This is a genomic window from Burkholderia sp. PvR073 (assembly GCF_054055695.1).
This window is the reverse complement of sequence record NZ_JBSRXO010000002.1, coordinates 873,404-899,479: the sequence shown is the minus strand read 5'-3', so window position 1 is coordinate 899,479 and position 26,076 is coordinate 873,404. Positions and strand designations below refer to the sequence as shown.

General features: G+C 69.7%; 26 protein-coding genes. 1 reads left to right on the top strand and 25 read right to left on the bottom strand.

The genetic code is table 11. The features are described 5' to 3' along the window. Positions 1-85: 85 nt before the first annotated feature. The 19 genes from ACVK00_RS11215 to ACVK00_RS11125 all read right to left on the bottom strand — a co-directional run bounded on the left by ACVK00_RS11215 (position 86) and on the right by ACVK00_RS11125 (position 17,287). Positions 86-1,045, bottom strand: a complete 960-nt coding sequence (locus tag ACVK00_RS11215; RefSeq protein WP_284889418.1) for a WD40/YVTN/BNR-like repeat-containing protein — start codon at positions 1,043-1,045, stop codon at positions 86-88. Between the two features lie 150 nt (positions 1,046-1,195). After that, a complete protein-coding gene (locus ACVK00_RS11210; RefSeq protein WP_284889416.1) occupies positions 1,196-2,401 on the bottom strand; it encodes an acetyl-CoA C-acyltransferase in 1,206 nt (401 codons plus the stop codon). Positions 2,402-2,419: 18 nt separating this feature from the next. Beyond that, the gene (locus ACVK00_RS11205; protein ID WP_284889486.1) at positions 2,420-2,905 is read right to left on the bottom strand and encodes a MaoC family dehydratase; all 486 of its coding nucleotides are present in this window, start codon (positions 2,903-2,905) and stop codon (positions 2,420-2,422) included. Continuing rightward, on the bottom strand, positions 2,905-3,705 hold the full coding sequence (locus tag ACVK00_RS11200; protein ID WP_228907739.1) for an SDR family oxidoreductase: 801 nt from the start codon (positions 3,703-3,705) through the stop codon (positions 2,905-2,907). The genes ACVK00_RS11205 and ACVK00_RS11200 overlap by 1 nt, the downstream gene beginning before the upstream one ends. Next, entirely contained in the window at positions 3,702-4,898 is a 1,197-nt protein-coding gene (locus ACVK00_RS11195; RefSeq protein ID WP_284889413.1) for an acyl-CoA dehydrogenase family protein, read from the bottom strand. Before ACVK00_RS11195 ends, ACVK00_RS11200 begins: the two co-directional genes overlap by 4 nt. Continuing rightward, positions 4,895-6,130, bottom strand: a complete 1,236-nt coding sequence (locus ACVK00_RS11190) for an acyl-CoA dehydrogenase family protein (RefSeq protein WP_284889411.1) — start codon at positions 6,128-6,130, stop codon at positions 4,895-4,897. The genes ACVK00_RS11195 and ACVK00_RS11190 overlap by 4 nt, the downstream gene beginning before the upstream one ends. A gap of 3 nt (positions 6,131-6,133) precedes the next feature. Next, positions 6,134-7,012: an SDR family oxidoreductase gene (locus ACVK00_RS11185; RefSeq protein WP_284889409.1), complete on the bottom strand. Its 879-nt coding sequence runs from the start codon at positions 7,010-7,012 to the stop codon at positions 6,134-6,136. A 41-nt stretch (positions 7,013-7,053) separates the two neighbouring features. After that, positions 7,054-8,205: an acetyl-CoA C-acetyltransferase gene (locus ACVK00_RS11180; protein WP_284889407.1), complete on the bottom strand. Its 1,152-nt coding sequence runs from the start codon at positions 8,203-8,205 to the stop codon at positions 7,054-7,056. Beyond that, on the bottom strand, positions 8,205-9,272 hold the full coding sequence (locus tag ACVK00_RS11175; protein WP_354123064.1) for an acyl-CoA dehydrogenase family protein: 1,068 nt from the start codon (positions 9,270-9,272) through the stop codon (positions 8,205-8,207). The genes ACVK00_RS11180 and ACVK00_RS11175 overlap by 1 nt, the downstream gene beginning before the upstream one ends. A 35-nt stretch (positions 9,273-9,307) precedes the next feature. Next, entirely contained in the window at positions 9,308-10,477 is a 1,170-nt protein-coding gene (locus ACVK00_RS11170; protein ID WP_284889404.1) for an acyl-CoA dehydrogenase family protein, read from the bottom strand. Further along, positions 10,474-11,289: an enoyl-CoA hydratase family protein gene (locus tag ACVK00_RS11165; protein WP_284889402.1), complete on the bottom strand. Its 816-nt coding sequence runs from the start codon at positions 11,287-11,289 to the stop codon at positions 10,474-10,476. The genes ACVK00_RS11170 and ACVK00_RS11165 overlap by 4 nt, the downstream gene beginning before the upstream one ends. 25 nt (positions 11,290-11,314) lie before the next feature. After that, positions 11,315-12,421 carry an NAD(P)H-dependent flavin oxidoreductase gene (locus ACVK00_RS11160; RefSeq protein WP_284889400.1) on the bottom strand — a complete coding sequence of 369 codons (1,107 nt, stop codon included), beginning with the start codon at positions 12,419-12,421 and terminating at the stop codon, positions 11,315-11,317. Beyond that, the gene (locus ACVK00_RS11155) at positions 12,418-13,344 is read right to left on the bottom strand and encodes an enoyl-CoA hydratase (RefSeq protein WP_228907747.1); all 927 of its coding nucleotides are present in this window, start codon (positions 13,342-13,344) and stop codon (positions 12,418-12,420) included. The genes ACVK00_RS11160 and ACVK00_RS11155 overlap by 4 nt, the downstream gene beginning before the upstream one ends. Positions 13,345-13,352: 8 nt before the next feature. Next, positions 13,353-14,150 (bottom strand): CoA-transferase subunit beta, encoded by a 798-nt coding sequence (locus tag ACVK00_RS11150; protein ID WP_284889398.1) that lies wholly within the window; start codon positions 14,148-14,150, stop codon positions 13,353-13,355. A gap of 10 nt (positions 14,151-14,160) precedes the next feature. After that, positions 14,161-15,054: a CoA transferase subunit A gene (locus ACVK00_RS11145; protein WP_284889396.1), complete on the bottom strand. Its 894-nt coding sequence runs from the start codon at positions 15,052-15,054 to the stop codon at positions 14,161-14,163. A gap of 9 nt (positions 15,055-15,063) precedes the next feature. After that, positions 15,064-15,960, bottom strand: a complete 897-nt coding sequence (locus tag ACVK00_RS11140; RefSeq protein WP_228907749.1) for a VOC family protein — start codon at positions 15,958-15,960, stop codon at positions 15,064-15,066. A 232-nt stretch (positions 15,961-16,192) separates the two neighbouring features. After that, positions 16,193-16,609: a type II toxin-antitoxin system VapC family toxin gene (locus ACVK00_RS11135; RefSeq protein WP_228907750.1), complete on the bottom strand. Its 417-nt coding sequence runs from the start codon at positions 16,607-16,609 to the stop codon at positions 16,193-16,195. Continuing rightward, on the bottom strand, positions 16,596-16,832 hold the full coding sequence (locus ACVK00_RS11130; RefSeq protein WP_006753828.1) for a FitA-like ribbon-helix-helix domain-containing protein: 237 nt from the start codon (positions 16,830-16,832) through the stop codon (positions 16,596-16,598). Before ACVK00_RS11130 ends, ACVK00_RS11135 begins: the two co-directional genes overlap by 14 nt. Before the next feature lie 251 nt (positions 16,833-17,083). Further along, positions 17,084-17,287, bottom strand: a complete 204-nt coding sequence (locus tag ACVK00_RS11125) for a hypothetical protein (RefSeq protein ID WP_284889391.1) — start codon at positions 17,285-17,287, stop codon at positions 17,084-17,086. Positions 17,288-17,584: 297 nt separating this feature from the next. Between ACVK00_RS11125 and ACVK00_RS11120 the strand changes: the two genes are divergently transcribed. After that, positions 17,585-18,811 carry an acyltransferase family protein gene (locus ACVK00_RS11120; protein ID WP_284889389.1) on the top strand — a complete coding sequence of 409 codons (1,227 nt, stop codon included), beginning with the start codon at positions 17,585-17,587 and terminating at the stop codon, positions 18,809-18,811. Positions 18,812-18,823: 12 nt separating this feature from the next. Here the strand turns inward: ACVK00_RS11120 and ACVK00_RS11115 are convergent, their stop codons facing one another. The 6 genes from ACVK00_RS11115 to ACVK00_RS11090 all read right to left on the bottom strand — a co-directional run bounded on the left by ACVK00_RS11115 (position 18,824) and on the right by ACVK00_RS11090 (position 26,076). Next, a complete protein-coding gene (locus ACVK00_RS11115; protein ID WP_324251298.1) occupies positions 18,824-19,477 on the bottom strand; it encodes a hypothetical protein in 654 nt (217 codons plus the stop codon). Between the two features lie 810 nt (positions 19,478-20,287). Next, positions 20,288-21,061: an SDR family NAD(P)-dependent oxidoreductase gene (locus ACVK00_RS11110; protein WP_284889386.1), complete on the bottom strand. Its 774-nt coding sequence runs from the start codon at positions 21,059-21,061 to the stop codon at positions 20,288-20,290. A 37-nt stretch (positions 21,062-21,098) separates the two neighbouring features. Further along, positions 21,099-22,685: a FadD3 family acyl-CoA ligase gene (locus ACVK00_RS11105; protein ID WP_284889384.1), complete on the bottom strand. Its 1,587-nt coding sequence runs from the start codon at positions 22,683-22,685 to the stop codon at positions 21,099-21,101. A 47-nt stretch (positions 22,686-22,732) separates the two neighbouring features. Beyond that, complete coding sequence (locus tag ACVK00_RS11100; RefSeq protein WP_284889382.1) at positions 22,733-23,785, bottom strand: ferredoxin--NADP reductase; 1,053 nt, start codon at positions 23,783-23,785, stop codon at positions 22,733-22,735. A gap of 15 nt (positions 23,786-23,800) precedes the next feature. Continuing rightward, the gene (locus ACVK00_RS11095; RefSeq protein WP_284889380.1) at positions 23,801-24,319 is read right to left on the bottom strand and encodes a flavin reductase family protein; all 519 of its coding nucleotides are present in this window, start codon (positions 24,317-24,319) and stop codon (positions 23,801-23,803) included. Next, positions 24,319-26,076 carry an FAD-dependent oxidoreductase gene (locus tag ACVK00_RS11090; protein ID WP_354123063.1) on the bottom strand — a complete coding sequence of 586 codons (1,758 nt, stop codon included), beginning with the start codon at positions 26,074-26,076 and terminating at the stop codon, positions 24,319-24,321. The genes ACVK00_RS11095 and ACVK00_RS11090 overlap by 1 nt, the downstream gene beginning before the upstream one ends.

The window sequence follows — 26,076 nt, the reverse complement described above, 5'->3', positions numbered from 1 at the left end:
GTGTCGGAACGGACGGGACGGACGATGCAGACGATGGGAGTCGGCGCGGCGAGGCGAACGCGGCGGCACGCGCCGCCGCCGCGCATCAGGACGGCGACGCGGCAAGCGGCGCGACGCCAGCCTCGCCGCCGAGCAGCAGTGCGCCGCGGCCCATGTCGAGCACGGCCGCGAGGCTCTGCACGCCGCCGAGCTTGCGCACGTCGAAGGTCAGGCCACCGTCGCGCGACGCGACGATCGCCCCGCCCTGGCCGACCAGCACGAGTTCGCCGTCGGCAAGCTGGGTCGCGCCGAAGTACGACACCGGCACATGGCTGTCGACGTGCGTCCAGGTCGCGCCGCGATCGGTGCTGCGCAGCACGTTGCCGCGCATCCCGTACGCGACCCAGTCGCCGTTTGCGAGCATCAGCGCGCCGAACAGCGAGCCTTGGTACGGCGACGGCAGCTTGTCCCAGGTCGCGCCGTTGTCGGTCGAGCGCAGCAGCGTGCCGCTCTCGCCCGCGATCAGCAGGCTACCGTGACCGTCGCCGACGATCGCGTTCAGGTGGCGGTCGGCCGCCGGCGTCTTCAGCGGCTGCCACGTGAGCCCCGCATCGTCCGAGCGCAGCAACTGGCCGAAACTGCCGGCCACGAACAGCGGGCCGTTCGCGCTCCCCCACACGGACAGCAGCGGATCGGAATGCGTCGAGTCCACGCGGACCTCGCGCCAGTGCCCACCGGCGTCGTCGCTGCGCACGATCCGGCCGTCGTGGCCGACCGCGATCCCGAGCGTCGGCGTGACGAAGTTCACCTGCGTGAGCGTCGAGCCGCGGTCGGGCGTGACCGATGCCGGCCGCCAATGGCCGCCCGCATCGTCGCTCGACAGGATCACGCCGCGCTCGCCGACCGCGACGATGCGCGTGCCGGCGCGGGCGAGCCCGTTGATCTGCAGGCGATCCGCATGAATCGCAGTGAGCGGGAACGCCGGCAGCGGGCGCGGCGAAAACGCGAACAGCGCGGCGCCGAGCACGAGCGCCGACATCGCGAGTCCTGGCAAAGTTCGTTTCATCGCTTGTCTCCTGTGTCTGCGTGCGGCGGCGGTGCGCACCGAAGCGCCCACCACCGTCGCCTGCAAGTCCGCGGGCCGTCGGTCGTTGCCGCGGCCTCGCATGGTCCTGAACGGATTGCCGTGCTCGACGCACGGCCCATCCGCGTGCCGCTATGCGCCGACTTCGAACAGCGCGGCGGCACCCATCCCGCCGCCGATGCACATCGTCACGACCGCATGCCGCACGCCACGGCGCGCGCCTTCGAGCAGCGCGTGCATCGTCATCCGCGTGCCCGACATCCCGAACGGATGGCCGAGCGCGATCGCGCCGCCGTCGACGTTCAGCCGCTCGTCGGGGATACCCAGCGTGTCGCGGCAATACAGCGCCTGGCACGCGAACGCCTCGTTCAGCTCCCACAACCCGACGTCGCGCACGGTCATCCCGAAGCGCTCCAGTAGCCTCGGGATCGCGAACACCGGGCCGATGCCCATCTCGTCCGGCTCGCAGCCGGCCACCGCGAGGCCGCGGAACGTGCCGAGCGGCGCCAGCCCGCGGCGCAGCGCTTCGGCACGCGACATCACGACGACGGCCGCCGCGCCGTCCGACAGCTGCGACGCGTTGCCGGCCGTCACGAACTCGCCCTGCTCGACCACCTTGCCGCCGCTCCACGACGGCTTGAGCCCCGCGAGCCGTTCGGCCGTCGTATCGGCCCGCACGCCTTCGTCGCGCGCCGCGCGCACGTCCTCGTGGCCGGTCGGGTTGCCTTCCTTGTCGAACAATGCGCGCCGCACGTCGAGCGGCGCGATTTCCGCGTCGAAGCGGCCGGCCGCCTGCGCGTCGGCCGTGCGCTGGTGGCTCTGCAGCGCGAATTCGTCCTGCGCCGCGCGCGAGATCCCGTAGCGGCGCGACACGATCTCGGCGGTTTCCATCATCGCCATGTACGCGGCCGGCTGGTGGTCGAGCACGGCCTGCGAACGCGCGCGGTAGCCGTTCTTGTGCTTGTTCTGCGTGAGCGAGATCGACTCGACGCCGCCCGCGACGACGATCCGTGCGTCGCCTGCGCCAATGCTGCGCGCGGCGCTCGCGATCGACATCAGGCCCGACGAGCACATCCGGTCGATCGCCATGCCGGGTACCGACGCCGGCAGACCGGCCGCCGCGGCCGACAGGCGGCCGATGTTGTAACCCTGCGTGCCCTGCTGCGCGGCGCACCCGATCAGCACGTCGTCGACGTCGGCCGGCGCGACGCCCGCGCGTTCGAGCGCGGTGCGCACGACGTGGCCGCCCAGCGCGGGCGCCTCGGTGTCGTTGAACATGCCGCGAAACGCCTTGCCGATCGGCGTGCGTGCGACGGAAACGATGACTGCGTCTTCCATGTGTCTGGCTCTCTGAATCTAGAAGGTGTAACGGCTGATCGTATCGGCCATACAACCGGGCTTGGCTTCGCCTTCGATCTCGACGGTCACGCGGATCCACGCCTGCACGCCGCCGTCGAGCGGCTCGACGCGCAGCAGCTCGCCGACGCCGCGCACGCGTGCGCCGACCTTCACCGGCGCCGGGAAGCGGATCCTGTCGCAGCCGTAGTTGACGCCGAGCCGCGCGCCGTCGATCCGCACGATCTGCGGCAGGAAATGGTTGACGAGCGACAGCGTCAGGTAGCCGTGCGCGATGCACGCGCCGAACGGGCCGTCCTTCGCGCGCACCGGGTCGACGTGCACCCACTGGTGATCGCCCGTCGCATCGGCGAAGCCGTCGATGCGGCGCTGGTCGATCGCGAGCCACGCGCTCGCGCCGAGCGTGTCGCCCACGGCCGCCGCGAGTTCGCCGGGATGCGCGAATACGCGGGGCGTCGCGCGCACGGAGTCGAGGGTCGTGTCCATCATGCGTGCTGGCTGCTGACCGACAGCACTTCGCCCGTCATGTACGACGCGTAATCGCTTGCAAGGAACACCATCACGTTCGCGACCTCCCAGACTTCGGCGGCGCGCCCGAAGGCTTCGCGCGACGCCAGTTGATTCAGCAAGTCGGCCGGGGCCGACTTCTTCAGAAAATCGTGCATCGCGATGCTCGGCGCGACCGCGTTGATGCGCACGCCATACGGCGACGCCTCGAGCGCCGCGCAGCGCGTGAGCGCCATCACGCCCGCCTTCGCCGCCGCGTAGTGCGCCTGTTCCGCCTGCGCACGCCAGCCGAGCACCGATGCGTTGTTGACGATCGCGCCGCGGCCGCGGGCCTGCATGTGCGGCAGCATCGCGCGCGTCATCCGGAACGTCCCGGTCAGGCTAATGTCGATCACCCGCGACCATTCGGCATCGTCCATTTCGACGATGCGTTTCGCCCCGCCGAGCCCGGCGTTGTTGATCAGGACGTCGACGCCGTCGAGTTTGTCCTCGGCGTCCGCGACGAGGGCCTGCACGTCGTCCTCGACCGCGACGTTGCACAGGCGGCCGTGGATCTGCTGCAGCCCGGTTTCGGCGCGCAGCGTTTGCACGGCCTGTTCGAGGCGCTTCTCGTGGATGTCGGAGATGAACAGTGCGCGGCAGCCTTCCTCCGCGCAGCGGCGCGCGGCCGCGAAGCCGATGCCCGCGCCGGCGGCGGCCGTGATCAGCACCGATTTGCCGGCGAGCAGCTGGTGACCCGGCACGTAGGCCGGCGCTTTCTGGATCTGGAGTTCGGTCATGCTCGCGGTTCCCTTGGCATGCCGAGCCCGCGCTCGGCCATGATGTTCAGCTGGATTTCGTTGGTGCCGGCGTAGATCGTGTCCGCACGGGAGAACAGGAATACGCGCTGCAGATGGGTGAGCCTTTCGTCGGCCGGATCGATCACGTTCGCGCGGGGCCCGAGCGCATCCATCGCGAGCTGGCCGAGGTCGCGGTGCCAGTTCGACCAGTAGTACTTGTAGATCAGCGCGTCGCGGCGCAGCGGTGCGGCGGCGCCGCCGTTCGCGTCGTCCGCGCCCGACAGCATCCGCAGCGCGTTGTAGCGCATCACGCGCAGCCCGGCCCATGCGCGGCCGATCCGCTGACGCAGCACCGGGTCGCGATCGGCGCCCGATTCGCGCGCGGCGTCGATCACCCATTCGAGCTCGCGGACGAACTGCATCTGCTGACCGAGCGTCGACATCCCCCGCTCGAAACCGAGCAGCGTCATCGCGATGCGCCAGCCGTCGCCCGGCGCGCCGACGAGGTCGCGTGCTGCCGCACGCGCGCCGTCGAAGAACACTTCGTTGAATTCGGCGCCGCCGTTGAGCTGCCGGATCGGCCGGATCTCGATACCCGGCTGGTCGAGCGGCATCAGCAGGAACGACAGCCCCTTGTTGCCCTTCGATGCCGGATCGGTGCGCGCGAGCACGAAGATCCAGTCGGAATCGTGCGCGAGCGACGTCCACACCTTCTGGCCGACCACGCGCCACGTGCCGTCCGCGTCCGGTTCGGCGCGCGTGCGCACGTTCGCGAGATCGGAACCGGCGCCCGGTTCCGAGTAGCCCTGGCACCAGAACTGCGTGCCGGCGAGAATCCCCGGCAGGAAACGTGCGCGCTGGTCGTCGGTGCCGCACGCGACGAGCGTCGGCCCGAGCAGCCCTTCGCCGATATGGCCCATCCGGCCGGGGCCGCCGGCGCGCGCGTATTCCTCGTGGAAGATCACCTGGTCGGCCACCGTGAAGCCGCGGCCGCCCGCATCGGTCGGCCAGCCGAGGCCGGTCCAGCCGCCCTGCGCCAGTTCCCGCTCCCACGCCTTGCGCAGTTCGGGAAACGCCTCCTCGTCGCCGGGGCCGCCGCGGTTTTTCAAGCATGCGAACTCGCCGGCCAGGTGCGACTGCACCCAGTCGGCGACTTCGTGCCGCAATTGCTGTTCGTGCGTTTCGCTGTTCATTGGAGCACTCCGGCGCGCGCGGCGGACGCACGCATTGCCACCGACGCCGGCGACGACGCGAGCGACTCGTCGCGCCGCGACGTGCCGCCGTCGATCGCATGGCGTGCGATCCATTCGAGCAGTTGCGGCGTCGTGCCGAACTGCGCGCCCGACGCCTGCGCGCGCTTGAAATAGAGATGCGGGTCGTATTCCCACGTGAAGCCGACGCCGCCGTGCAGCTGGATCGCTTCCTGTGCACAGAACGCGGCCGCGTCGTTCGCGGCGGCCTTCGCGGCCGCGATGTCGGCGCGCAGCGCGGCGCCGGGCGTGCCGCTGCCGGCTTCCGCGTCCCATGCGTGCGCCGCGCCGAGCACGGCCGAGCACGCGGATTCGATCAGCACCATCATCTGCGCGCAACGATGCTTGACCGCCTGGAACGACGCGATCGCACGGCCGAACTGCACGCGCTGGCCGGTGTAGTCGAGCGTCAGGTCGAGGCATTGCTGGGCGCCGCCAAGCTGCTCGGCGGCCAGCGCGAGCGCCGCGAACCATCCGGCGCGTTCCAGCACCTGTGCCACGTGGCGGCCGGCAAACAGCGTGTCGCGGCTCACGCGTGTGTCGTCAAGCACCACGCGCGCGATCGGCCGTGTTGCGTCGAGCGTGTCGAGCGGCGTGACTTTGAGCCCCGACGCCATGGCGACCTCGATCGCGAACAGCCCGATGGCCTGCCCTTCGTTCGCGATCCGCGCGGGGATCAGCAGCAAGTCGGCGCGCGCGCCATCGATCACCTGTTCGATCGTGCCGGACAGCGCATAGCCGCCCGCCGCTTCTTCCGCGACGACCGGCAGTTGCCCGATGCCGGCCGGAAACTCGAACGGCAATGCCAGCGTCGCGCTGCACGCGCCTTCGGCGATCTTCGCGAGCCAGCCGGTTGCCAGTGGCGTGTCGCAGCCGGCCAGCGCGGTCGCCGCCAGGCACGCGGTCGAGAAATACGGCACGCATGCGACGCGCCGGCCGAGCTGCTCCATCAGCAGCGTCTGTTCGACCGCGCCGAGCCCCATTCCGCCGGCCGCTTCCGGCAATGCGAGCGCGTTCCAGCCGAGCTCGCCCGCGAGCGCGGCCCACAGCGCGTCGTCGCGGCCGGCCGACTGCTCGAGCGCGCGGCGTACGTCGGCGGACGCGCTGCGTTCGGCGAGCACGTCGGCCGCCGCGTCGCGGATCATCGCCTGTTCGTCGGTGAGCGCCAGATCCATCGCTCAGCTCCCGTACACGCGCTGCGCGGGACGCGCATCGGCGAGCAGCCGCGCGACCGCCGCGCCGATCTCGGCCGGCACCCAGCGCGCGCCGCGATCGACGCTCGGGCCGGTGCGCCAGCCTTCGGCGACCGCGATCATCCCGCCCGCGACCTCGAACACCTGGCCCGTCACGTCGGCCGACAGCGCGCTGCCGAGCCACACGACGAGCGGCGCGACGTTGGCCGGATCGAAATAGTCGAAGCCGCCGTCCGCGGGCTTCTTCATCATGTCGGCGAACACGCCTTCGGTCATCGACGTGCGCGCGGCCGGCGCGAGCGCGTTCACGCGCACGCCGTAGCGCTGCAGCTCGACCGCCTGCATCAGCGTGAGCGCCGCGATACCGGCCTTCGCGACGCCGTAGTTCGACTGGCCGATCGACCCTTGCAGCCCGGCGCCGGAGCTCGTATTGACGATCCGCGCGTCGACCGGATGGCCGGCCTTCGCGGCGTCGCGCCACACGCGCGCCAGCACGTTCGACAGGCAGAAGTGGCCGCGCAGATGCACGCGCATCACGTCGTCCCAGTCGGTTTCGGTCATGCTGGTGAACATCTTGTCGCGGCAGATGCCCGCGTTGTTGACCAGCACGTGGACGTCGCCGAACGCGTCGCGCGCGGCGTCGACGATCCGCTGCGCGGTGTCGACCTGCGTGATGTCATCCGAATTCGCGAGCGCGCGACCGCCGTGTCGCGAAATCTCGTCGCACACGGCCTGCGCGGCCTCGCGCCGGATGTCGTTGACGACGACCGCCGCGCCTTCGGCCGCGAACGCGAGCGCGTATTCGCGACCGAGGCCGCCGCCCGCGCCGGTGATGATGACGGTGCGTCCGTGACAGATTCCCATGCTTGTGCCTCCTGGATCGTGAGATCGTGAAAGTGACGCGCTCACAGGCGCTCGATGATCGTGACGTTCGCGAGACCGCCGCCTTCGCACATCGTCTGCAGCCCGTAGCGGCCGCCGGTGCGCTCGAGTTCGTGCAGCAGCGTCGTCATCAGCCGTGCGCCGGTCGCGCCGAGCGGATGGCCGAGCGCGATCCCGCCGCCGTTCGGGTTGGTCTTTTCGTGCGGGAAACGCGTGTCGACCAGCCAGGCCTGCGCGACCGACGCGAACGCCTCGTTCATCTCGACGACGTCGATCCGCGACCAGTCGAGCCCGCTCTTCTCCAACGCGGCCTGGGTCGCCGGAATCGGCGCGGTGAGCATCCACAGCGGATCGTCGCCGAGCACGCTCAGGTGATGGATCCGCGCGCGCGGCGTGAGGCCGTAGCGCTTCAGCGCATCCTCCGACACGATCAGGAGCGCCGCGGCCGCATCGCACGTCTGACTCGCGACGGCGGCCGTCAGCGAGCCGCCCGGCGTCAGCGGTTCGAGCGTCGCCATCTTTTCCAGCGACGTGTCGGGGCGCGGCGTCTCGTCGTGGAGCACGCCTTCGAGCGGCACGATTTCCCGCTTGAAATGGCCGGCCTCGATCGCGGCGAGCGCGCGGCGGTGGCTTTCCAGCGCATAGCGCTCCATCGCGTCGCGCGACAGGTTCCAGTGGTCGGCGATCCGCTGCGCGGCGACGAACTGCGACACCGGCGCATCGCCGAAGCGCGCGCGCCAGCCGGTGCTGCCGGAGAACGGATCGTTGAAACCGAGCGGCGCCGCGCTCGTCATCGCGGACGAGATCGGGATCTGCGTCATCGTCTGCACGCCGCCCGCGACGACGACGTCCTGCACGCCGCTCATCACCGCCTGCGCGGCGAAGTGCACGGCCTGCTGCGACGAGCCGCACTGGCGGTCGACGGTCACGCCCGGCACCTTTAGCGGCAGCCCGGCCGCGAGCCAGCAGGTGCGTGCGATGTTGCCGGCGAGCGGGCCGATCGTGTCGACGCAGCCGAACACCACGTCGTCGTATTCGTCGGCCGGGATCGCGTTGCGCTCGACGAGCGTCTTCAGCACGAAGCCGCCGAGGTCCGCCGCATGCACGTGCGCGAGCCCGCCCTTGCGGCGGCCGGTCGGCGTGCGCAGCGCGTCGACGATATAGGCTTGTTTCATCAGTGGGTTTCCTCGAAATCGAAGGTCTGCGCGGGGCCGATCGGCAACGCGTCGCCGAGCAGCGCGTCGGCCACGCGGGCCTTGTGGAACGCGCTGTCGCCCCAGCTGCCTGAGAGCGCCCAGATCCGCTTCATGAAGATCTGCAGGTCGAGCTCCCACGTGTAGCCGATCGCGCCGTGCACCTGCATCGTGTGGCGTGCGGCCAGTTGCGCGGCGGCGGTCGCCGCGAGCTTCGCGTGCGACACGAGCACCGCGCGCTGCGGATGATCGTCGGCGATCGCCTGCGCGGCGCGCGCGAGCACCGGCCGCGCGAACTCGTAGCGGATCGCGACGTCGGCGAGCAGGTGCTTGAGCGCCTGGTACGAACCGATTGCCTTGCCGAACTGCTTGCGCTGCGCGCTGTAGTCGATCGCGACGTCGAGCACGCGCTGCGTGAGACCGAGCAGCTGCGCGGCGACCGCGAACGCGCCGTGGTCGAGCGCGCGGTTCAGCAGCGGCGCGGCTTCATCGGCGCTCGCGATGCACGTGGCGGCCGATGGTTCCCAGTCGAGCGTGAACAGGCGCCGCGACGGGTCGACGCTGTCGACCGCGCGCCATGCGCACCGCGCGGGATCGACGCGGTGCAGCTCGCCGCGGTGTTCGCACAACAGGGTTTGCGCGACGTGCACGTCGGCTGCATACGGGTTCACCGGATGCACGAGCGCGACACGCGCACGCCCTTCGGCGATGTCGCGCAGCAGCGCGTCCCGCCAGCCGCCGGCGGGCAGCCGCGCGAGCACGCCGGCCGACACGAGCGCCGTGTCGAGCAGCGGCTCCGGGCTGCCGAAATAACCGTAGGTCTGCGCGAGCAGCGCCCATTCCACTTCGGTCAGGCCGAGGCCGCCGTGCGCTTCGGGCACCGACACGGCGGTCAGCCCCTGCGACGCGAACAGCGACCACAGCGCGTGGGAGCGGCCGGTCGGCGTGGCCCACAGCTCGCGGATCAGCTCCGGGGTCATCTCGGTCATCAGCAGGCTCTTCACGCTGTCCGCGAGCGCTTCCTGGTCTTCATCGAATACGAAATCCATACGATGTCCGTTCAGTGAGGGAGTCGCCGGCGCGCTCACGCGCGCGGCATGCCGAGCATCCGTTCGGCGACGATGTTGCGCTGGATCTCGTTGGTGCCCGCGTAGATCGGGCCGGCCTGCGCGAACAGGAAGCCGTCGAGCCAGTGGCCGAGCGCCGCGTGCTGCGCGGCCGTCTGCGGGACGACCTCGCCGTGCGCGCCGAGGATGTCGAGCGCGGTCTGGTGCATCCGCAGGTCGAGCTCCGACCAGAACACCTTGTTGGTGCTCGATTCCGCGCCGATGTGGCCGCCTTTCAGCAGCCGGCTCGCGGTCGCATAGGTCGACAGCGCGTACGCCTGCGCATCCATCCAGGCCTGCACCACCCGTTCGCGCAGCGTCGGGTCGCGGTCCGCGCTGTCGCGGTGCGCGAGATACAGGTCGCGCAGCGCCTGCGCGGTGCGCTGGAACCGCGCGGGCGAACGCAGCATCAGCCCGCGCTCGAAGCCGGCCGTCGCCATCGCGACCTGCCACCCCGCGCCTTCGGCCGCGAGGCGGTTCGCGACCGGCACGCGCACGTCGTCGAAGAAGATTTCCGCGAAGCCCGTCTGCCCGTTCAGCTGGCGGATCGGCCGCACCGTGATGCCCGGCGTCGACAGCGGCACCATCAGGAACGTGAGTCCGTGGTGACGCGACGATTCGGGATCGCTGCGGAACAGCCCGAACAGCCAGTCGGCCCATACCGCGCGGGTCGACCAGATCTTCTGGCCGTTGAGCACGTATTCGTCGCCGATGCGGATCGCCGTCGTGCGGATCGCGGCCATGTCCGAGCCCGCGTTCGGCTCCGACCAGCCCTGCGCCCACACGTGCTCGCCCGCCGCCATCGCGGGCAGGAAGCGCGCCTTCTGCGCGTCGGTGCCGAAATCCATCAGCGTCGGGCCGAGCAGGAAGATGCCGTTCTGGTTCACGCGCATCGGTGCGTCGGCACGCCAGTACTCTTCCTCGAAGATCAGCCACTCGATCAGGTCGCAGCCGCGCCCGCCGAGTTCGCGCGGCCATGTGACCATGCTCCAGCGGCCCGAGTGCAGCGTGCGCTCCCATTCGCGGTGCGCGGCGAACCCTTCCTCGGTGTCGAAGCTCGGCAGTCGCTCGCGCGGCACGTGCGCGGCGAGCCATTCGCGGATTTCCGCGCGAAACGCCTGCTGTTGCGGCGTATAGGTCAGGTTCATGCGCGTGCCTCCCGGGCCCGCGCATCGAACTGCGCATCGAACCGCGCGTCGCGCTTCTCGACGAACGCGGCGCGCGCTTCCATCGAGTCGTTCGTCATGTATGCCTGCAGGGTGAAGCCCTGCTCCCAACGGTATTTGTCCTCGAGATCGCCGTCCTCGACGCCGTTCAGCGCCTCCTTCGCGAGCCGCACCATCGCCGGGCTCTTCGCCGCGATCTTGCCGGCGATCGCGAGCGCCGCGTCGCGCAGCGCGTCGCGCGTGACGACCTGCTCGACGGCGCCGAGCCGGTACGCTTCGGCCGCGTCGATCATCTCGCCGGTGAAGTACATCGCGCGCACCTTCTGCACGCCGAACAGCCGCTGCAGATGCGCGCCGCCGCCCATCGCGCCGCGATCGATCTCGGGCACGCCGAAGCGCGCGCAATCGGCCGCGACGACGATGTCCGCCGCACCGCAGATGCCGATGCCGCCGCCGAGCACGAAACCGTGCACGGCCGCGATCACCGGTTTCGGGTTGCGGTGCACCGCGCGGAACGTCTCGTAGTTGCCGGCGTTGACCGACACGATCCGCCCCGGATGCGCGGCCAGCTCCTTGATATCGACGCCCGCGCAGAAGCCGCGGCCCTCGCCGCGCACGACGATCACGCGCACGTCGTCGTCCTCGCCGAGCGCGTCGAGCGCACGCGCGAGCGCATGCCAGCCCTGCGCATCGAGCGCGTTCACGGGCGGATGGGCGATCACCAGTTCGGCGATGCCGTCGGCGCGCTCGATCCGGAACGGCGTCGCGCCGCCCGGTTGATTGGGTGTTGTCATATCCAAAGCCTCCCTGTGATGTTTTTCACGCAGCCTGTGCCGGTGCCACCGACGCTGCGCGCAACGCGGCCAGCGCGTCCAGCCGCTCACCGGCTTCCGCGACGATCCGCGCGATCAGCGCGTCGCACGATTCGATCGCGCCGATCATCGCGGCCACCTGGCCGCTCGGCAGCACGCCTTCGTCGGGACGTCCGTCGACGATCGCGCGCTGGATCAGGAACGGCGCGTTCGCCGCCATCAGCGTCTGGCTCGCCGTGTAGTCGTGCGAGCGCAGCGCCTTGATCGCGAGGCCCAGCATGTCGGTCGTGCGCAGCCCGTTCCGGCGGCGCCACGCCTCGGCCGTCTTCAGCGCGAACAGCGTGCGGCGCAGCGGGCCGAAGCGTTCGAGCTTCAGCAGATACGGGTTGTCGATCATCCGTTGCGGCAGCCCGTCGAGCGCGTCCGACACGCGGATCCGCGCCGGATCGCCGACCGCGACGTAGCGGTCGAGCGTCGCGCGCGGCACCGGCGATTCGGCGCTCATCAGGAAGCGCGTGCCCATCGCAATGCCGGCCGCGCCATATGCGAGCGCCGCAGCCAGCCCGCGCCCGTCGAAGAAGCCGCCGGCCGCGACGACCGGTACCCGCACCGCGTCGAGCACCTTCGGCAGCAGCAGCGTGGTCGGCACCGAGCCCGTGTGGCCGCCGCCTTCCGCGCCCTGCACCGTCACGATGTCCGCGCCGAGCTCGACCGCCTTCGCCGCATGCTTCGGCGCGCCGACGGTCGGCATGCAGACGATGCCGGCGTCCTTGAAGCGGCGGATCGTCTTCGCGTCCGGCCCGCGGCCGTAGCTGACCGCCCGCAGCCGGTGCGCGATCGCGAGATCGACCACCTGGGCGGCGTTCTTCTGGAACATGTGGAAGTTGATGCCGAACGGCTGGTCGGTCAGCGACTTCACCTTCAGGATCTCGGCCTCGACCTGCTCGGGTTCGAGCGTCGCGCCGGCCAGGAAGCCGAAGCCGCCCGCGTTGGCGGTCGCCGCGACGAGCCGTGCGTCGGCCACCCAACCCATCGCGGTCTGCACGATCGGGTAGCGGCAGCCGAGCAGGTCGCACAGCGGCGTATGCAGCGGGCCATGAAGCGGCGTGCTCATGCGGCGGCTCCGTTGACGGCGGCCGGCGCGGCGTCGGCCTGCCCTTCGTCGCCCGGCGGCTCCGGCTTGCGCTGCGAACTGGCCATCTTGCGTGCGTCGTAGCCGCCGAGGCGATCGCCGCTGACGAGCTCGTTGTGCGCATGCGCGAAGTGATGCCATGCGAACGCCGCGTCCATCGCCGCGCGCTTGCCCTGCAGTTCCTCGACGTGGTTCAGCGCCTGCTTGGTCAGCGTGAGGCCGAGGCGCGGCATCGTCGCGATCTTCGCGGCGATCGCGTAGGTCGCGTCGCGCAGCCGCTCGCGCGGCACCACGCGGTTGACCATCCCCATCTGGTACGCGCGCTCGGCCGGCATCCGCTCGCCGAGGAACAGGAATTCCTTCGCGATGCGCGGGTTCAGCTCGTACGCATGCGCGAAGTACTCGACGCCGGGAATCCCCATCCGCACGACCGGATCCGCGAAGAACGCATCCTCCGACGCGACGATCAGGTCGCACACCCACGCGAGCATCAGCCCGCCCGCGATGCACGCGCCGTGCACCATCGCGATGGTCGGCTTCGGCAGGTCGCGCCAGCGCCGGCACATCCCGAGGTACACCTCCTGTTCGCGCGCATAGAGGAATTCGCCGCCTTCCTTGTCCGCGTGGTCGTACCACAGCGACGCGCGGTCGAACGACTCGTGGATGTCGCGGCCCGGCGTGCCGATGTCGTGACCCGCCGAGAAATGCTTGCCGGCGCCCGCGAGCACGATCGCCTTCACCGCGTCGTCGTGCGCCGCGCGCCGGAATGCCGCGTCGAGCGCATACGTCATCTTCGAGTTCTGCGCGTTGTGATACTCGGGACGGTTCATCGTGATCGTCGCGATGCCGTCCTCGACTGCGTAGCCGACGACACCGTCGCCGAACGTCACCTGGGTCGCTTCCATGTCGGACCTCATCCGCGGCGCGGCGCCGGATTGTTGCGCACGATCGTCGCGCGCAGGTTGTGAGGATCGAGCGCACGCACGATGCGCAGGTCTTCCGCGGCCGGCGCGGCCGTCGTGCCGAGTTCCGGATGCGCGAGCAGCGGGAAGCCGGTCGCGTCCTGCACCTCGTCGAAGCTCACGCCGGGATGCAGCGAGCGCACGCGGATCGCGTGGTCGGGCCCGCCGAAATCCATCACGCACAGGTCGGTGACGATGCTGCGCAGGTCGACGAAGGTCTTCATGCCGGGCAGCCGGCGGGCCGGGTTGTAACCGACCGTACACACCATGTCGACTTCGCCGTCGACGAACGTGCGTTTGCCGTGACCGCTGACGAAAAACGAATTCGCATGGTTCGTCGAGTTGCCGGGGAAGCCGCGTGCGCCGAGCAGTTGCGTCTTCGGCCGCTCGTAGTCGTCGCCGAGCCACGAGATGTTGGCCTGGCCGAAGCGGTCGATCTGCGTCGGCATCACGAGCGCATGGCGGCGGCCGTGCCACAGGCAGTCGAACACGCGTTCGTAGGTCATCCAGCCGCTCGCCTTCACGCGATAGCCGTCGGGACGCGGGCCGAGCGGGATCGGCTCCTCGACGAGATACGCCTCGCCGTCGGTCAGCATCAGCCCGTTGTTGTACGCGAGCCGCGCGAGGCCGGCCGCGAGCCGCGGGCCCGTGCCGATGCCGGTCGCCAGCACTTCGCCGTCGTCGCGCCAGAGTCGCGCGGACGCGACGATCATCAGTTCCGCGAGGGAATGGTCGAGAGATTCGCTCACAGGCGCTCCTTTACAGAATCGGCAACGGCAGCGTCGTCACGTGCGACAGACCGCCGACGCCTTCGAGGTACTGGCGTTCGTCCTGGCCGACCACGTCGCGCAGGTACGCCGCCGTCTTCGCATCGTCTTCCGCGCTCGCGCAGTACGCGCGCAGGTGCGGCAGGTCCCAGCCGTAGTCCGGCCCGCACGACGTCGGATGCGCGCCGCCCGGCGCGTGCACGACGCCGGTGACGAGCGAGCGCTCGAACGGGTTGCGGCGCGCGGCGTCGAGGTCGTCGCTCGCGAGCGACGCGTCGACCGTCTCCGCCGACACGTAGCAGCGCTGCGCGGCGCGCGCCATCCACGCGTCGAAGAACGGATCGGGGCCGTCGATGCGCGTGTTGCCCATCCGGTCGGCCGCGTTCGCGTGCAGCAGCGCGACGTCGAGTTCGATCGCCGGCATCGCGAGCAGCGTCTCGCCGTCTTCGTACGGCGACTTCACCGTGCGCAACTGCGACGCGTGATCGAGCAGCGCGGTGCCGAGCCCGGCACGCGTCGGCAGGAACGGCAACCGCGCGGCGGCCGCGCGCAGGCCGAGCTGAAGCATCCCTTCGTCGAGTTCGAGCACGTCGACGCGACCCTGTTCACGCGCGCGGCGGAAGTGCGGCTCGAGCGGGATCACGTCGAGCGACACGAAGCCGAACACCGCCTTGCGCACCTTGCCGGCGGCGCACAGCAGGCCGATGTCGGCGCCGCCGTATGCGACGATCGTCAGGTCCTTCAGGTTCGAGCGCGCGATCTCGCGCACCAGCGCCATCGGCTTGCGCCGCGGCCCCCATCCGCCGATACCGATCGTCATGCCGTCGGCGAGTTGCGCGACCACGTCGCGCGCGGACATCGTCTTGTCGAGAGGTTTCATCGTCATCGTGCTGGCTTACCGGTATCCGATGCTGAAATCGTGGCCCCACTGGCTCACCTTGGTCGCCTCGAACACCGCGTGCTTCGACCAGTCGACCGTGAGGCCGCCGAAGCCGTATTCGAGATCGAAGCCGCCGGGGGTCTTCATGTAGAACGAGATCATCTGGTCGTTGCAGTGCCGGCCGAGCGTCGCGGACATCTTCACGTCGTGCGCGGCGACCCGATCGAGCGCGCGGCCGACTTCGTCCATCGAGTCGACTTCGGCCATCACGTGCACGCAGCCCGACGGCACGGCCATCTCGAACAGCGCGAGGCTGTGATGGCGCGCGTTGCGGCAGTGCATGAAGTGGATGCGCTTCTCGGGTTCGGCGGGATCGGGCGTGAACTTCACACGGAAGATGTCGGACAGCTCGAAACCGAGCACGCCGCGCACGAATGCGTCGGTCGCGTCGAACTGCGGCGCGGGCAGCACCGCGTGGCCGAGCCCCATGTCGCCGGTGACGAAGCGCGCGACGCCGAGCGGCGACACGAAGCGGCGGAAGTCGCAGCGCGCGCCCCAGTACAGCTCGTGGCGGTTGCCGGACGGGTCGGTGCACCACGCCATTGCCTGCACGCGGCGCAGTGCGGCTTCGTCGCGCGTGGCACGCACGGCTTCGACGCCTGCTTGCTGCAATGCCGCGAGCGCGGCGTCGAACGCGGCGCCGTCGGGCAGTTCCCAGCCCGACGCGAAATAGCGGTCGGTCGTGCCGGGGACGATCACGTAGCGGAAATCGCGCTCGTCCATCTTCAGGTACAGCGCGCCGTCGGGCGCGTCGAGCGCCTGCATGCCCAGCACGTCTTGCGCGTAGCGGCGCCACGCATCGACGCGGGTCGCCTCGACGATGACGTAGCCGAGCGCACGGACATCGATCATGTCGGCCTCCTCCAGGTTCAGAATCCGTTGTTCGTGAAAGGATTCTGGCCGGTCGGGGGTGGCGTCACATCGTCTGTTGGGACGAGAGGCGGAGGGGGGATTGGTGGGGAGCTGGCGGGAAATCGGGGCGCTGAGCGGGCGCCCCGCGCAAGCCTGGGGGAACGGGCTATGCGCGGCGGAGAAGGCGGGAAGCTGGAAGCGGAGGCGGGTTGCCGCGATGCGGCGCCCCCGATCAATCGAACGGGTTCAGCAACTGGACGCCGGTGCGAGCGAAATCGTCGACATTGCGGGTGACGACCGTCAGATCGTTGATCAGCGCGGTGGCCGCGATCAGTTTATCGAGGGCGTGCGCCGGATCGGGCACGCGCAAATGGCCCCACATCTGGGTGGTCTCGAGATCGACCGGCAGGATGTTCGACGCATAGCCGGACAGGATCGTCGCCATCCATGCCTCGAGCGCCGACGCCTGCGGATGATCGCCGCGATGACGGATCAGGTCGACGCCCCGCCGCAGTTCGCCCACCGTCACGACCGACAGGTAAAGCGGGCTCGCGTCGGCCTCCGCCTGCCTGAAGAACGCGCGCACGCCGCGGTTGGTTCGCTTGCCCTTCCTGATCTCGCTGATGACGTTCGTATCAATCAAAAACACGCCTGACCTCGCCGGAATCCTGAACACGTTGGAAATCCGCGTCTTCGCCGACGTCCGGCATGCTCATCAGCACTTGCGCGAATGTCCGTCGCTTCGGCCGGCCGAGCGCCTCGGCCAGAATGGCCCGATGTTCGGCCTCGGCGCTCCTGCCGTTGGCCGCGGCCTGCTCGCGCAGGCTCTGAACGATACTGTCATCCACGTTACGCACCAGAAGATTTGCCATGGGTCCCTCCATCCAGATTGCTATCAATGATAGCGCCGTGACGGTGAATTGCAAGCATTGCTATCATCGTCGTGACCGGATGGAAGACGGTGGTCGGCGCGGGCCGGCGGCAACGGGCGACAGAAAGTCCCGCGTTCCGCCGCTGGCCCGACGCGTCGAACTGCTGTCGTGCACGGTAAGCCGAATCGAGGCGATGAAAAAGACGGCCGAATGGCCATTCACCGGCGGGGGGCCGGGGCAGATGCGTGCCGTCAGGCGCGCAACGGCGTCGAATCCGACGCACGCCGCACGACCATCGCCAGCACCGCCACCAGGATCGCGGCCGCAACCGGCCACATCGTGCCGGTGATGACCGCGACGAACGCCTGGGCCGGCGCGATCCACGCGAGTGCCAGCACGACCGATTCGAGCCGGTTCGGCCGGACGTTCCGGCAGTCGAGCAACAGGAAGGTCAACGGCAACACCACCCCGCGACGGCATACGTTGCGACACGCCGCGCATCGCCCAACCCGCGTACCGTCTCCATCGTCCACCCCGCGCCTTGTTGTTCCAGTGAAGTACAGACGCCGCCCGCCGCATCGAAACATCATGTTGCATCTCCATGCGGCACGCCGTCGTGACCGTTTGATACCATCAACGTACAAGACCGGCGATCGAACGCCGCACGAAGCGCGCAGAAGACCTTGCATCGACGCGGACCATCCGTGCCTGAAATCCCGATCCAAGCGATCCAAGACACGAGACGCCCTTCAGTGGACCTGATTACCCCTTCTCTGGATACCCTGTTTTCCCCGACTCCCGACAAGCTCTACTTCCCGGCCTGCCTTGCGGCCGTCGCGATCATCGCGTGGCTCGTCGCGAGGCACGTCCCGTTCTACCGGTCGGCCGTCGACAAATCGCTGTCGATGCGCCATCCCAACCTGGACGGATTCCGCGGCATCCTGGCGACCTCCGTCGTCTTCCATCACTTCGCGTGCAACCAGGGCTTGCTGTCGACCGGCGTCTGGGGCGCCCCCTCCGACTTCCTGCGCAATCTCGGCACGATTCCCGTCGCGCTGTTCTTCATGGTCACCGGGTTCCTGTTCTGGGAGCGCGCATGCAGAGGCACGCTCGACGTGCGGAGCTTCTTCGTCGGGCGCGTGCGGCGCGTCGCCCCGCTCTACCTCTTTTACGCGCTCGTCATCGTCGCCTGCACGCTGTACTGGTTTCCCCGCAATGTCGTCGACGCGCCGATCCGGTTGCTGGCCGACCTGCTCAAAGCCGTTTCGCTCGGCTGGTTCGGGGCATTCCCTGTCAACGGCGCAGAACACACCGGCTACCTGAGCGGCGTCTGGTGGACGCTCGCGTACGAATGGCGGTTCTACGTCGCCATTCCGTTTCTCGCGTGGTTCGTTGCGACGCGTGCATGGCGCAAGCTGCTCGCGCTCGCGATCGTCACGTTCTGCGCCGCGCTGTTCGGACCGCCCGGCGGGATGGCCCTGCTGTTCGCGTTCGGCGCGCTGGCGTTCGAGGCATCGCGGCATCCCGCGATCCGCTCGCTGCTCGGCACGAAATCGGCGGCCACCGTCGCGTTGCTGATTCTCGCCGTCGCCCCGTATCCGGCCGAACGCTACTCGATCGAGGGCGCGCTGCCGCTCCTCGCCGTGTTCCTGTGCGTCGCGTGCGGGAACACGTTCTACGGCGTGCTCGAAACCCGTCCGCTCGCGCTGCTCGGCACCGCCAGCTTCAGCATCTACATGCTCCACATGGCGATCGTGTACGCGATCGTCCGCGCGTTCAACAAGTTCGTGTTCCCGATCAATTCCGTCGACGACCCCGGCATCTGGGCGCTGTCGTTCGCGTGCGCACTGGTCGCCGTCTTCTGCGCGCTGCTGACCTACCGCTACATCGAGCACCCGTTCATCGCGAAGCGCAACGATGCGCGCCCGGCCCGCAGGGCGGTCGAACCTGCACGCGAGCAGAGCACGGCCGCGCTGTGACGCGCGCGCGGCTCAGAACCGATACGAGATCCCGATCTGCAGGACCGGATACCAGCGATACCGCGACATCTTCCGGTTCAGTTCGTCGAGGCCGCTGGAGACCAGAATCTGGCTCTTCTGCGGTCCGGCCGCGGCGGCCAGTGCCGGCGACAGCGTGTATGAGGAGCGCGGGATCCCGTATGCGACGCCGATGTCGGCGACGAAGCCGAGCCCTTTCGACGCCGGCCGATGCCCGTAGCCGATCCCGACATACGGCATCACGGTCGGATAGCGCGCCTCGGCGACCGCATACATCCCCGGCAGCGCTGGATAGCGCTTGCCGCCGAATACATAGGTGCCGTTGGTGGGCACCGACACGCCGCGGATCTCGTCATCGTTGAAGCGCAATCCGATCGTCGTGCGAAAGCCGCTGCCGCGCCACGGAAAGATGTCCGCATACAGGCCGCCTTGGCGCAGCTTGATGTCGTCCTGGTAGCGATTGCCGGCCACCGTGAAGTCATGCGTCAGATTGATCGCGTTGAAATCCGCGTGCGCGCCGAGCACCGAATTGAAGCTGACGGCCGCACCGATGCCGACGCCCTGCGTGCCGCCCTGCAGGTAGATTTCCTGCGCGTGCGCGCCAGCCGCGAACACCACCGCCAGCGCTGCCCATTGATTCATTGTCATTTTCACGGGCGTTCCCCCGACTGTGCCGGGCGCATCGACCCGCCGCGTGCAGCGCATGCCGCCACGCGCAGCGGGTCCCCCCGGCACGACACCTTGCAAGCAAGCTTGCTGTTTGACGGATCGAGCGTGCGGTGCCCGTTCGTGTCGCCGATACGACGCTGCGTGCGTCCGACACGTCGGGCCGCCATCCCGCGGCTCGAGCCGATCCCCGATGTTTCGATGTCGTTGCGTGCCGCTCCCGCGATTTATCGTGAATATCAGTCGCGGTTGTGACGAGCGGCACGGGGCTCACCGCAAGGCGTGTGCCATGCGGCGCAAACCCGCGCGGGACAAGCGTCGACGTCACCTGTCCGGCGTGACGCGTGGGGGAATCGACGGAAATGTTTCAGGAACGCATCTGTTTTCGCACTTCATCGCCGTTCGCGATACGGGTGAGCCAAGCATCGCGCGCCGCGACGCGCGTCGGGCAAGCACGCGCGGCTGTGAGCACACGCGATTCGCGACGGCCGGAAAGCGCGTGCGACCGGTCGCAGGGAGAAAAATGTTTCACTGACGTGACCTCGCGCGAGGCGCACGCGGTCAGGATGCGGGATCGCGCATCGAGGCTCAGGGTGAATACCGAGGACGATGCGTGCACAACCGATCGCGGGTGCGATGGCTGTTCATGCGCTTCGGCATACGCGATGCGGGCAGACGATCCCGGCCTCACTCGATGAGCAGATTCGGGATTGATTCGGCGATGTCAGCGCCCGGGACAACTGACGTGTCCGTTTGTCGAGCCCGCTCACCCCGGCGGGCTCCGTCCACCCGCTACAGGCCGTACCCACCCGACACGTTCAACTGCTGCCCGGTGATGTAATTCGCACGGTCCGACGCGAGAAACACCGCCGCGCGCCCGATGTCGTGCGCCTTCCCCCAACGCTTGAGCGCGAGCATCTTCCGCGTGTCGTCGATCCATGCCGGGTCGAACTGTCCCTGTTCGAGCAGCACCGGAAACATCCCGGCCTCGATCACGCCGACCAGGATCGAATTCGCGCGGATTTCGTATCGCCCCTCCTCGCGCGCGAGGCCCTTCACCAGCGCCTCGTTCGCCGCCTTCGGCGCGACCGACAGGCCGTCCCGATCGGGCCAGCGCAAATGCCCGGCAGACCCGAGCGTCACGAACGACCCGCCGCCCGACGCGCGGAAATGCGGCAACGCAGCCTTCGCCGCATTGAAGAAGCCGACCGTCTCGACCTCGATCGCGCGACGCCAGTCGTCGTGCGTCATGTCGCCGATATGGCGCTGGTTCACGAACGGGCCGGCCGCCCACACGATGGTGTGCACGCGGCCGTGCGCGTCGATCGCGGCCGCGAGCGCCGCATCGATCTGCGCGGGATCGGTCACGTCCACGCGATGCGTGGTGGCCGCGACGCCCACATCGCGCAGGTCGCGCGCGACGCGCTCGGCCACGTCGGCCTTGCTGCGATAACCCACCGCGACCGGCACGCCGGCGCGCGCGAACTCGAGCGCGACGCCCTGCCCGATCCCGCCGCTGCCGCCGAACACGAGCACCGCGCCCGGCGCAAATCCGTTGTCGTTCATGCATTCCTCCCATTGATCGGGCGACGCGCGACAGCGTTCAGGCCGCCGCTTCGGTGCCCGCGCGCAACCGGTACTTCAGCACCTTGCCGGCCGCGCTCGTCGGCAATTGCTCGACGAACGTGAAATGCCGCGGCACCTTGTAGTTCGCCATGTTGCTGCGCGCCCAGTCGTTCAGTGCATCGGCGTCGGTATGCGCGCCGGGACGCAACACGACGTACGCATGTCCGACCTCGCCGAGCCGCGTATCGGGCACGCCGACCAGCGCGACCTGCGCGATCGCCGGATGCGCGGCCAGCAGCCGCTCGATCTCGGCCGGATAGCAGTTGAAGCCGCCGACGATGAACATGTCCTTGATCCGGTCGGTGATCTTCAGGTTGCCGTTCGCGTCCACGCAGCCGAGGTCGCCCGTGTGCAACCACCCCGCCGCATCGACGGTCTCGCGCGTCGCATCCGGCTGGTTGAAGTAGCCGCGCATCACGTTGTAGCCGCGCACCCAGATCTCGCCGGTCTCGTCCGGCGCGAGCGCCGCGCCGTCCGGCCCCGCAATCCGCAGCTCGACGTCCGGCATCGGCCGGCCCGACGTATAGGCGACCGTCTCGGCGTCGTCGCCGTGCCGGCACAGCGTCGCGAAGCCGCACGATTCCGTGAGCCCGTAGCCGGTCAGCACGGTCTCGAAGCCGAGCTCCGCGCGCATCCGCTCGATCAGGCTCGGCGCGATCGCGGCCGCGCCGGTCACCGCGATCCGCAGCGACGACAGGTCGCGCGCCGCGCGCTCGGGCGCATCGAGCAGCGCGTAGTACAGCGTCGGCGGGCCGGGCAGCACCGACACGCGCTCATCGGCGACGCGCCGCAACACGTCGTCCGGCTGGAACACGAGATGCGGCAGCACGGTCGCGCCGCTCGACAGCGCGGCGAGCCAGCCGGCCTTGTAGCCGAACGTATGGAAAAACGGATTGACGATCAGGTAGCGGTCGTCCTGGCGCACCCCGGCAATCGACGCCCACGCCTGCGCGGCGCGCAGGTTCTGCCCGTGCGCGGTCATCACGCCTTTCGGGCGGCCCGTCGTGCCGGACGTGAACATCAGGTCCATCACGGTGTCGGGCGTCACCTGCGTTTCCCGCTCGCGGAGGGCGTCGAGCGGCACGGCCGCGCCGCGCGCGAGGAACGCGTTCCAGGTCTCGTCGCGCACGCCGGACGGCGGCTCGCCGTCGAACACGACGACGCGTTCGAGCGTCGCCGGCCGGTGCGGCGCGAGCATCGCCGGATAGGATTCGCCGAGGAAGGTGCCGCAGCAGAACAGCAGCCGCGCGCCGCCGTCGTGCAGGATGCCGCCCACCTCCATCCCCTTCATCCGTGTGTTGACCGGCACGAGGATCGCGCCGACGGTGTGGATCGCCAGCGCCGCGACGATCCATTGCGGCAGGTTCGGCGCCCATACGGCGATCCGGTCGCCGGCGTCGATGCCGCTCGCGAGCAGCGCGCGCGCCGCCTCGACGCGGGCCGCGTCGAGTTCCGCGTAGGTCAGCCGGCCATGCTCCGACTCGATCGCCGGATGCGCGCCGTGGCGCGCGGCAGCCCGCGCGATCAGCGCGGGCGTGGTGAGGATTTCGTTGTCCATCGTCATATGCGTCGCAACAGGGGGTGCCGCACGCGCCGCCGGCGCGCCGCGGCTCAATCGGGGAACACCACGCGCAGCGCGTCGCTCGCGGGCCGCGCACAGCATGCGAGCGTCCAGCCGGCCGCGATCTCGTCGTCGTCGAGCACGTGGTTGCTGGCGAGCGCCACTTCGCCGCGTTCGACGCGGCACATGCACGCGCCGCACTGCCCCATCCGGCAGGAATTCGGCGCGGGCAGGCCGGCGCGCAGCATCGCGTCGAGCAGCGTTTCGCCGGGCTCGCTGTCGAACGCGAACGCCTCGCCATCCAGCACCGTCTCGATCGCCGCGCCGTCGCCGCACGCGGCGATCGTGCCGGCCGGCGCGGCCGCGGCCGCCGGCTCGGCCTGCGCCGGCGCATCGGGCAGCGACGCGAAGCGCTCGACGTGCACGCGCGCACGCGGCAGCCCGAGGCCGAGCATCGCGGCGAGCGCGTTCTCCATGAACAGCGCGGGCCCGCAGATGAACGTCTCCTGCTGGCTGAACGGCCGCGCGAGCTCTTCGAGATGCCGCTGCTGCGGCACGCCCTGCACGCTGTCGAGCCAGTGGATCGCGCGCAGGCGGCCCGGATGGCGGTGCGCGAGCTGCTGCAGTTCGTCGCGGAAAATCACCGAACGCTCTTCGCGGTTCGCATAGATCAGCGTCAGCATCCCGCGTCCGTGCACGAGCGCCGATTTGAGGATCGACAGCACCGGCGTGATGCCGCTGCCGCCCGCGAACAGCAGCAGGTCGCCGTCGAGCGTGCGCGGCGTGAAGACGCCGGCCGGCGGCAGCACGTCGAGCGCGTCGCCCGCGCGGATGCGCTCGCACAGCCAGTTCGACGCGCGGCCGTCGCGCACGCGCTTGACGGTGATCTTCGGCGCCGCGTCGATGCCCGGCGCGCTCGACAGCGAGTAGCAGCGCGCGACGGTCACGTCCGCGCACGGCACGTTCAGCGTCAGGAACTGGCCGGGCCGGTACGCGAACGCCTCGCGCAACGCGGCAGGTACGTCGAACACGAACGAGCACGCGTCGTCGCTTTCGGTGATGACGTCGGCCACGGTCAGCCGGTGGAAGCGCGAATCGCTCATCGCAGATTCCTCACGTCATGCCGCCGCGCGAGCCGCCGGCGCGCCGGGCGTCGTGTACGCGCCGTCGAGATAGACGAGCGGATCGACGTCGCCGCTCATCAGCACTTCGCGAATGCGCCCGATGAACACCGTATGCGTGCCGTATTCGAAGCGGCCGTCCTGCTCGCACACGAGGCTCGCCTGCGAATCGTGCAGGTACGGGACGCCGAGCGGCGACGTATGCCAGTCGCCGGTCGTGAAGCGCGCCTCGCCCTTCAGGCGGCCGCTGCAGTCGATCGCAATGCCTTCATGGCGGGCCGACAGCACGTTCACGCAGAACGGCGCGCCCGCGTCGAGCGGCGGATACAGCGACGCGTTGCGGTTGATGCAGATCAGCAGCGACGGCGGATCGGTCGACAGCGAATCGACCGCCGTCGCGGACATCGAGTAGCGCCGGCCTTCGTGCGCGCTGCTGATGACCGTGACGGAGCGCGCGAGGCGGCGCATCGCGAGCAGCATGTCGGTGCGCAGCGGATGGGTAGTGATTTCGCTCATCATTGGACTCCGTCAAGTTCTGTCGTGGACGGCCGGGGTGCCCCGCCGCCGGCGTCGGCCGCTTGTGCGGCCAGGTGGTCGGCGGCGATGAAGCCGAAGGTCATCGCCGGACCGAGCGTCGAGCCTGCGCCGGGATAGCTCGTGCCCATCACCGATGCACTGGTGTTGCCGATCGCGTAGAGGCCGTCGACCGGCGCGCCGTCAGCGCGCAGCACGCGCGCATGCGCGTCGGTGACGAGCCCGCCTTTCGTGCCGATGTCGCCCGCGTCGATCCGCACCGCGTAGAACGGCGCCTCGTCGACCGGCCCGAGGCACGGATTCGGCGCGTTGCGCGGATCGCCGTAATACGTGTCGAACAGGTTGTTGCCCTTGCCGAACGCTTCGTCGATGCCGGTCGCCGCATAACGCGCCATGTCGCGCAGCGTGTCGTGCAGCCCTGCCGCATCGACACCGATCCTCGTGGCGAGCGCATCGATCGTGTCGGCTTTCACGAGCACGTCGCGAAACGCGTCCGGAATCCGCGCATCGGGCATCATCGACGCCGGCATGATCGGCCCGCACGGATACTTGCGGCGAAAGCGCGCGTCGAACACCATCCACGCCGGCACGCACGCGCCGGTGCGCGCATGGTCGCGATACATCGCCGGCACGAATTCCGAATACGGCGCGGCTTCGTTGACGAAGCGCTTGCCGAGACCGTTCACGATCACGCAGCCCGGCAGGTTGCGTTCAACGAACAGCGCGCGCTGCTTCTCCTCGCCCGCGACACCGACCGTCGGCGCGCCCCACACGTGTTCCATCAGCGCGAGCGCGCCGCCGAGCCGGTGGCCCTCGGCGATCGCGTCGCCGGTGTTGGCCGGCGGCGTCGCGCTCCATTGCATCTGCGTCGGCTGCGGCAGGTAGCGCTCGCGCATCGGCTGGTTGCGCTCGAAGCCGCCCGCGCCGAGGATCACGCCGCATCGCGCGACGATCGTCAGCGGCTGTCCGAAGCGCTGCGCCCGCACGCCCGTCACGCGACCGTCGACGTCGAGCAGGTCGCGCATCGGCGTGTCGAGCCAGACCGGCACGTTGCGATCGAGCAGCGCGCGGCGCAGCCCGCCGATCAGCGCATTGCCGAGCGTCAGGCGCCGGTCGCGCCGCGTGCGGCGGCGCACGCCGATATCGAGCCAGTAGCGGCCGAACTGCGCGATCGCGAGCTTCATGAAGCCCGGCCCGCGCGAGAACAGCGTGTGCGCCTCCTTCGACGTCACGGCCACGCGGCCGCCGATCAGCGTGCCGGGCGACGCGGGCCGCAGCCGGTCGAGCTCGTCGCCGAGCCGCGCGCCGTCGAACGGCAGCGGATCGAGCGCGCGATAGCCCGGCATCGCGCCCGGCAGCTTCTGGAAATAGTCCGCGTACTTCGGCAGCGCCTGGTAGCGCACCGGCGTCTTCGCTTCGAGGTAGCGCAGCATCGCGGGCGCCTGGTCGAGATACGCGTCGAGCCGCTCGCGCGACGAAGCGCCGGCCGTGCACGCGTCGAGATAGCGGCGCGCGGCCTCGCGCGTATCGGTCGCGCCGAGTGCGGCGATGTGGTGGTTGCACGGCACCCAGATGCCGCCGCCAGAAATCGCCGACGTGCCGCCGTACAGCGCCGTCTTCTCGATCACGACGACGGACAGCCCGCGGTCGGCCGCGCGGCACGCCGCGAGCAGCGCGCCCGCGCCCGAGCCGACGACCACGACGTCGAACACGTATTGCTGCGCTTGCTTGTCGTTCAT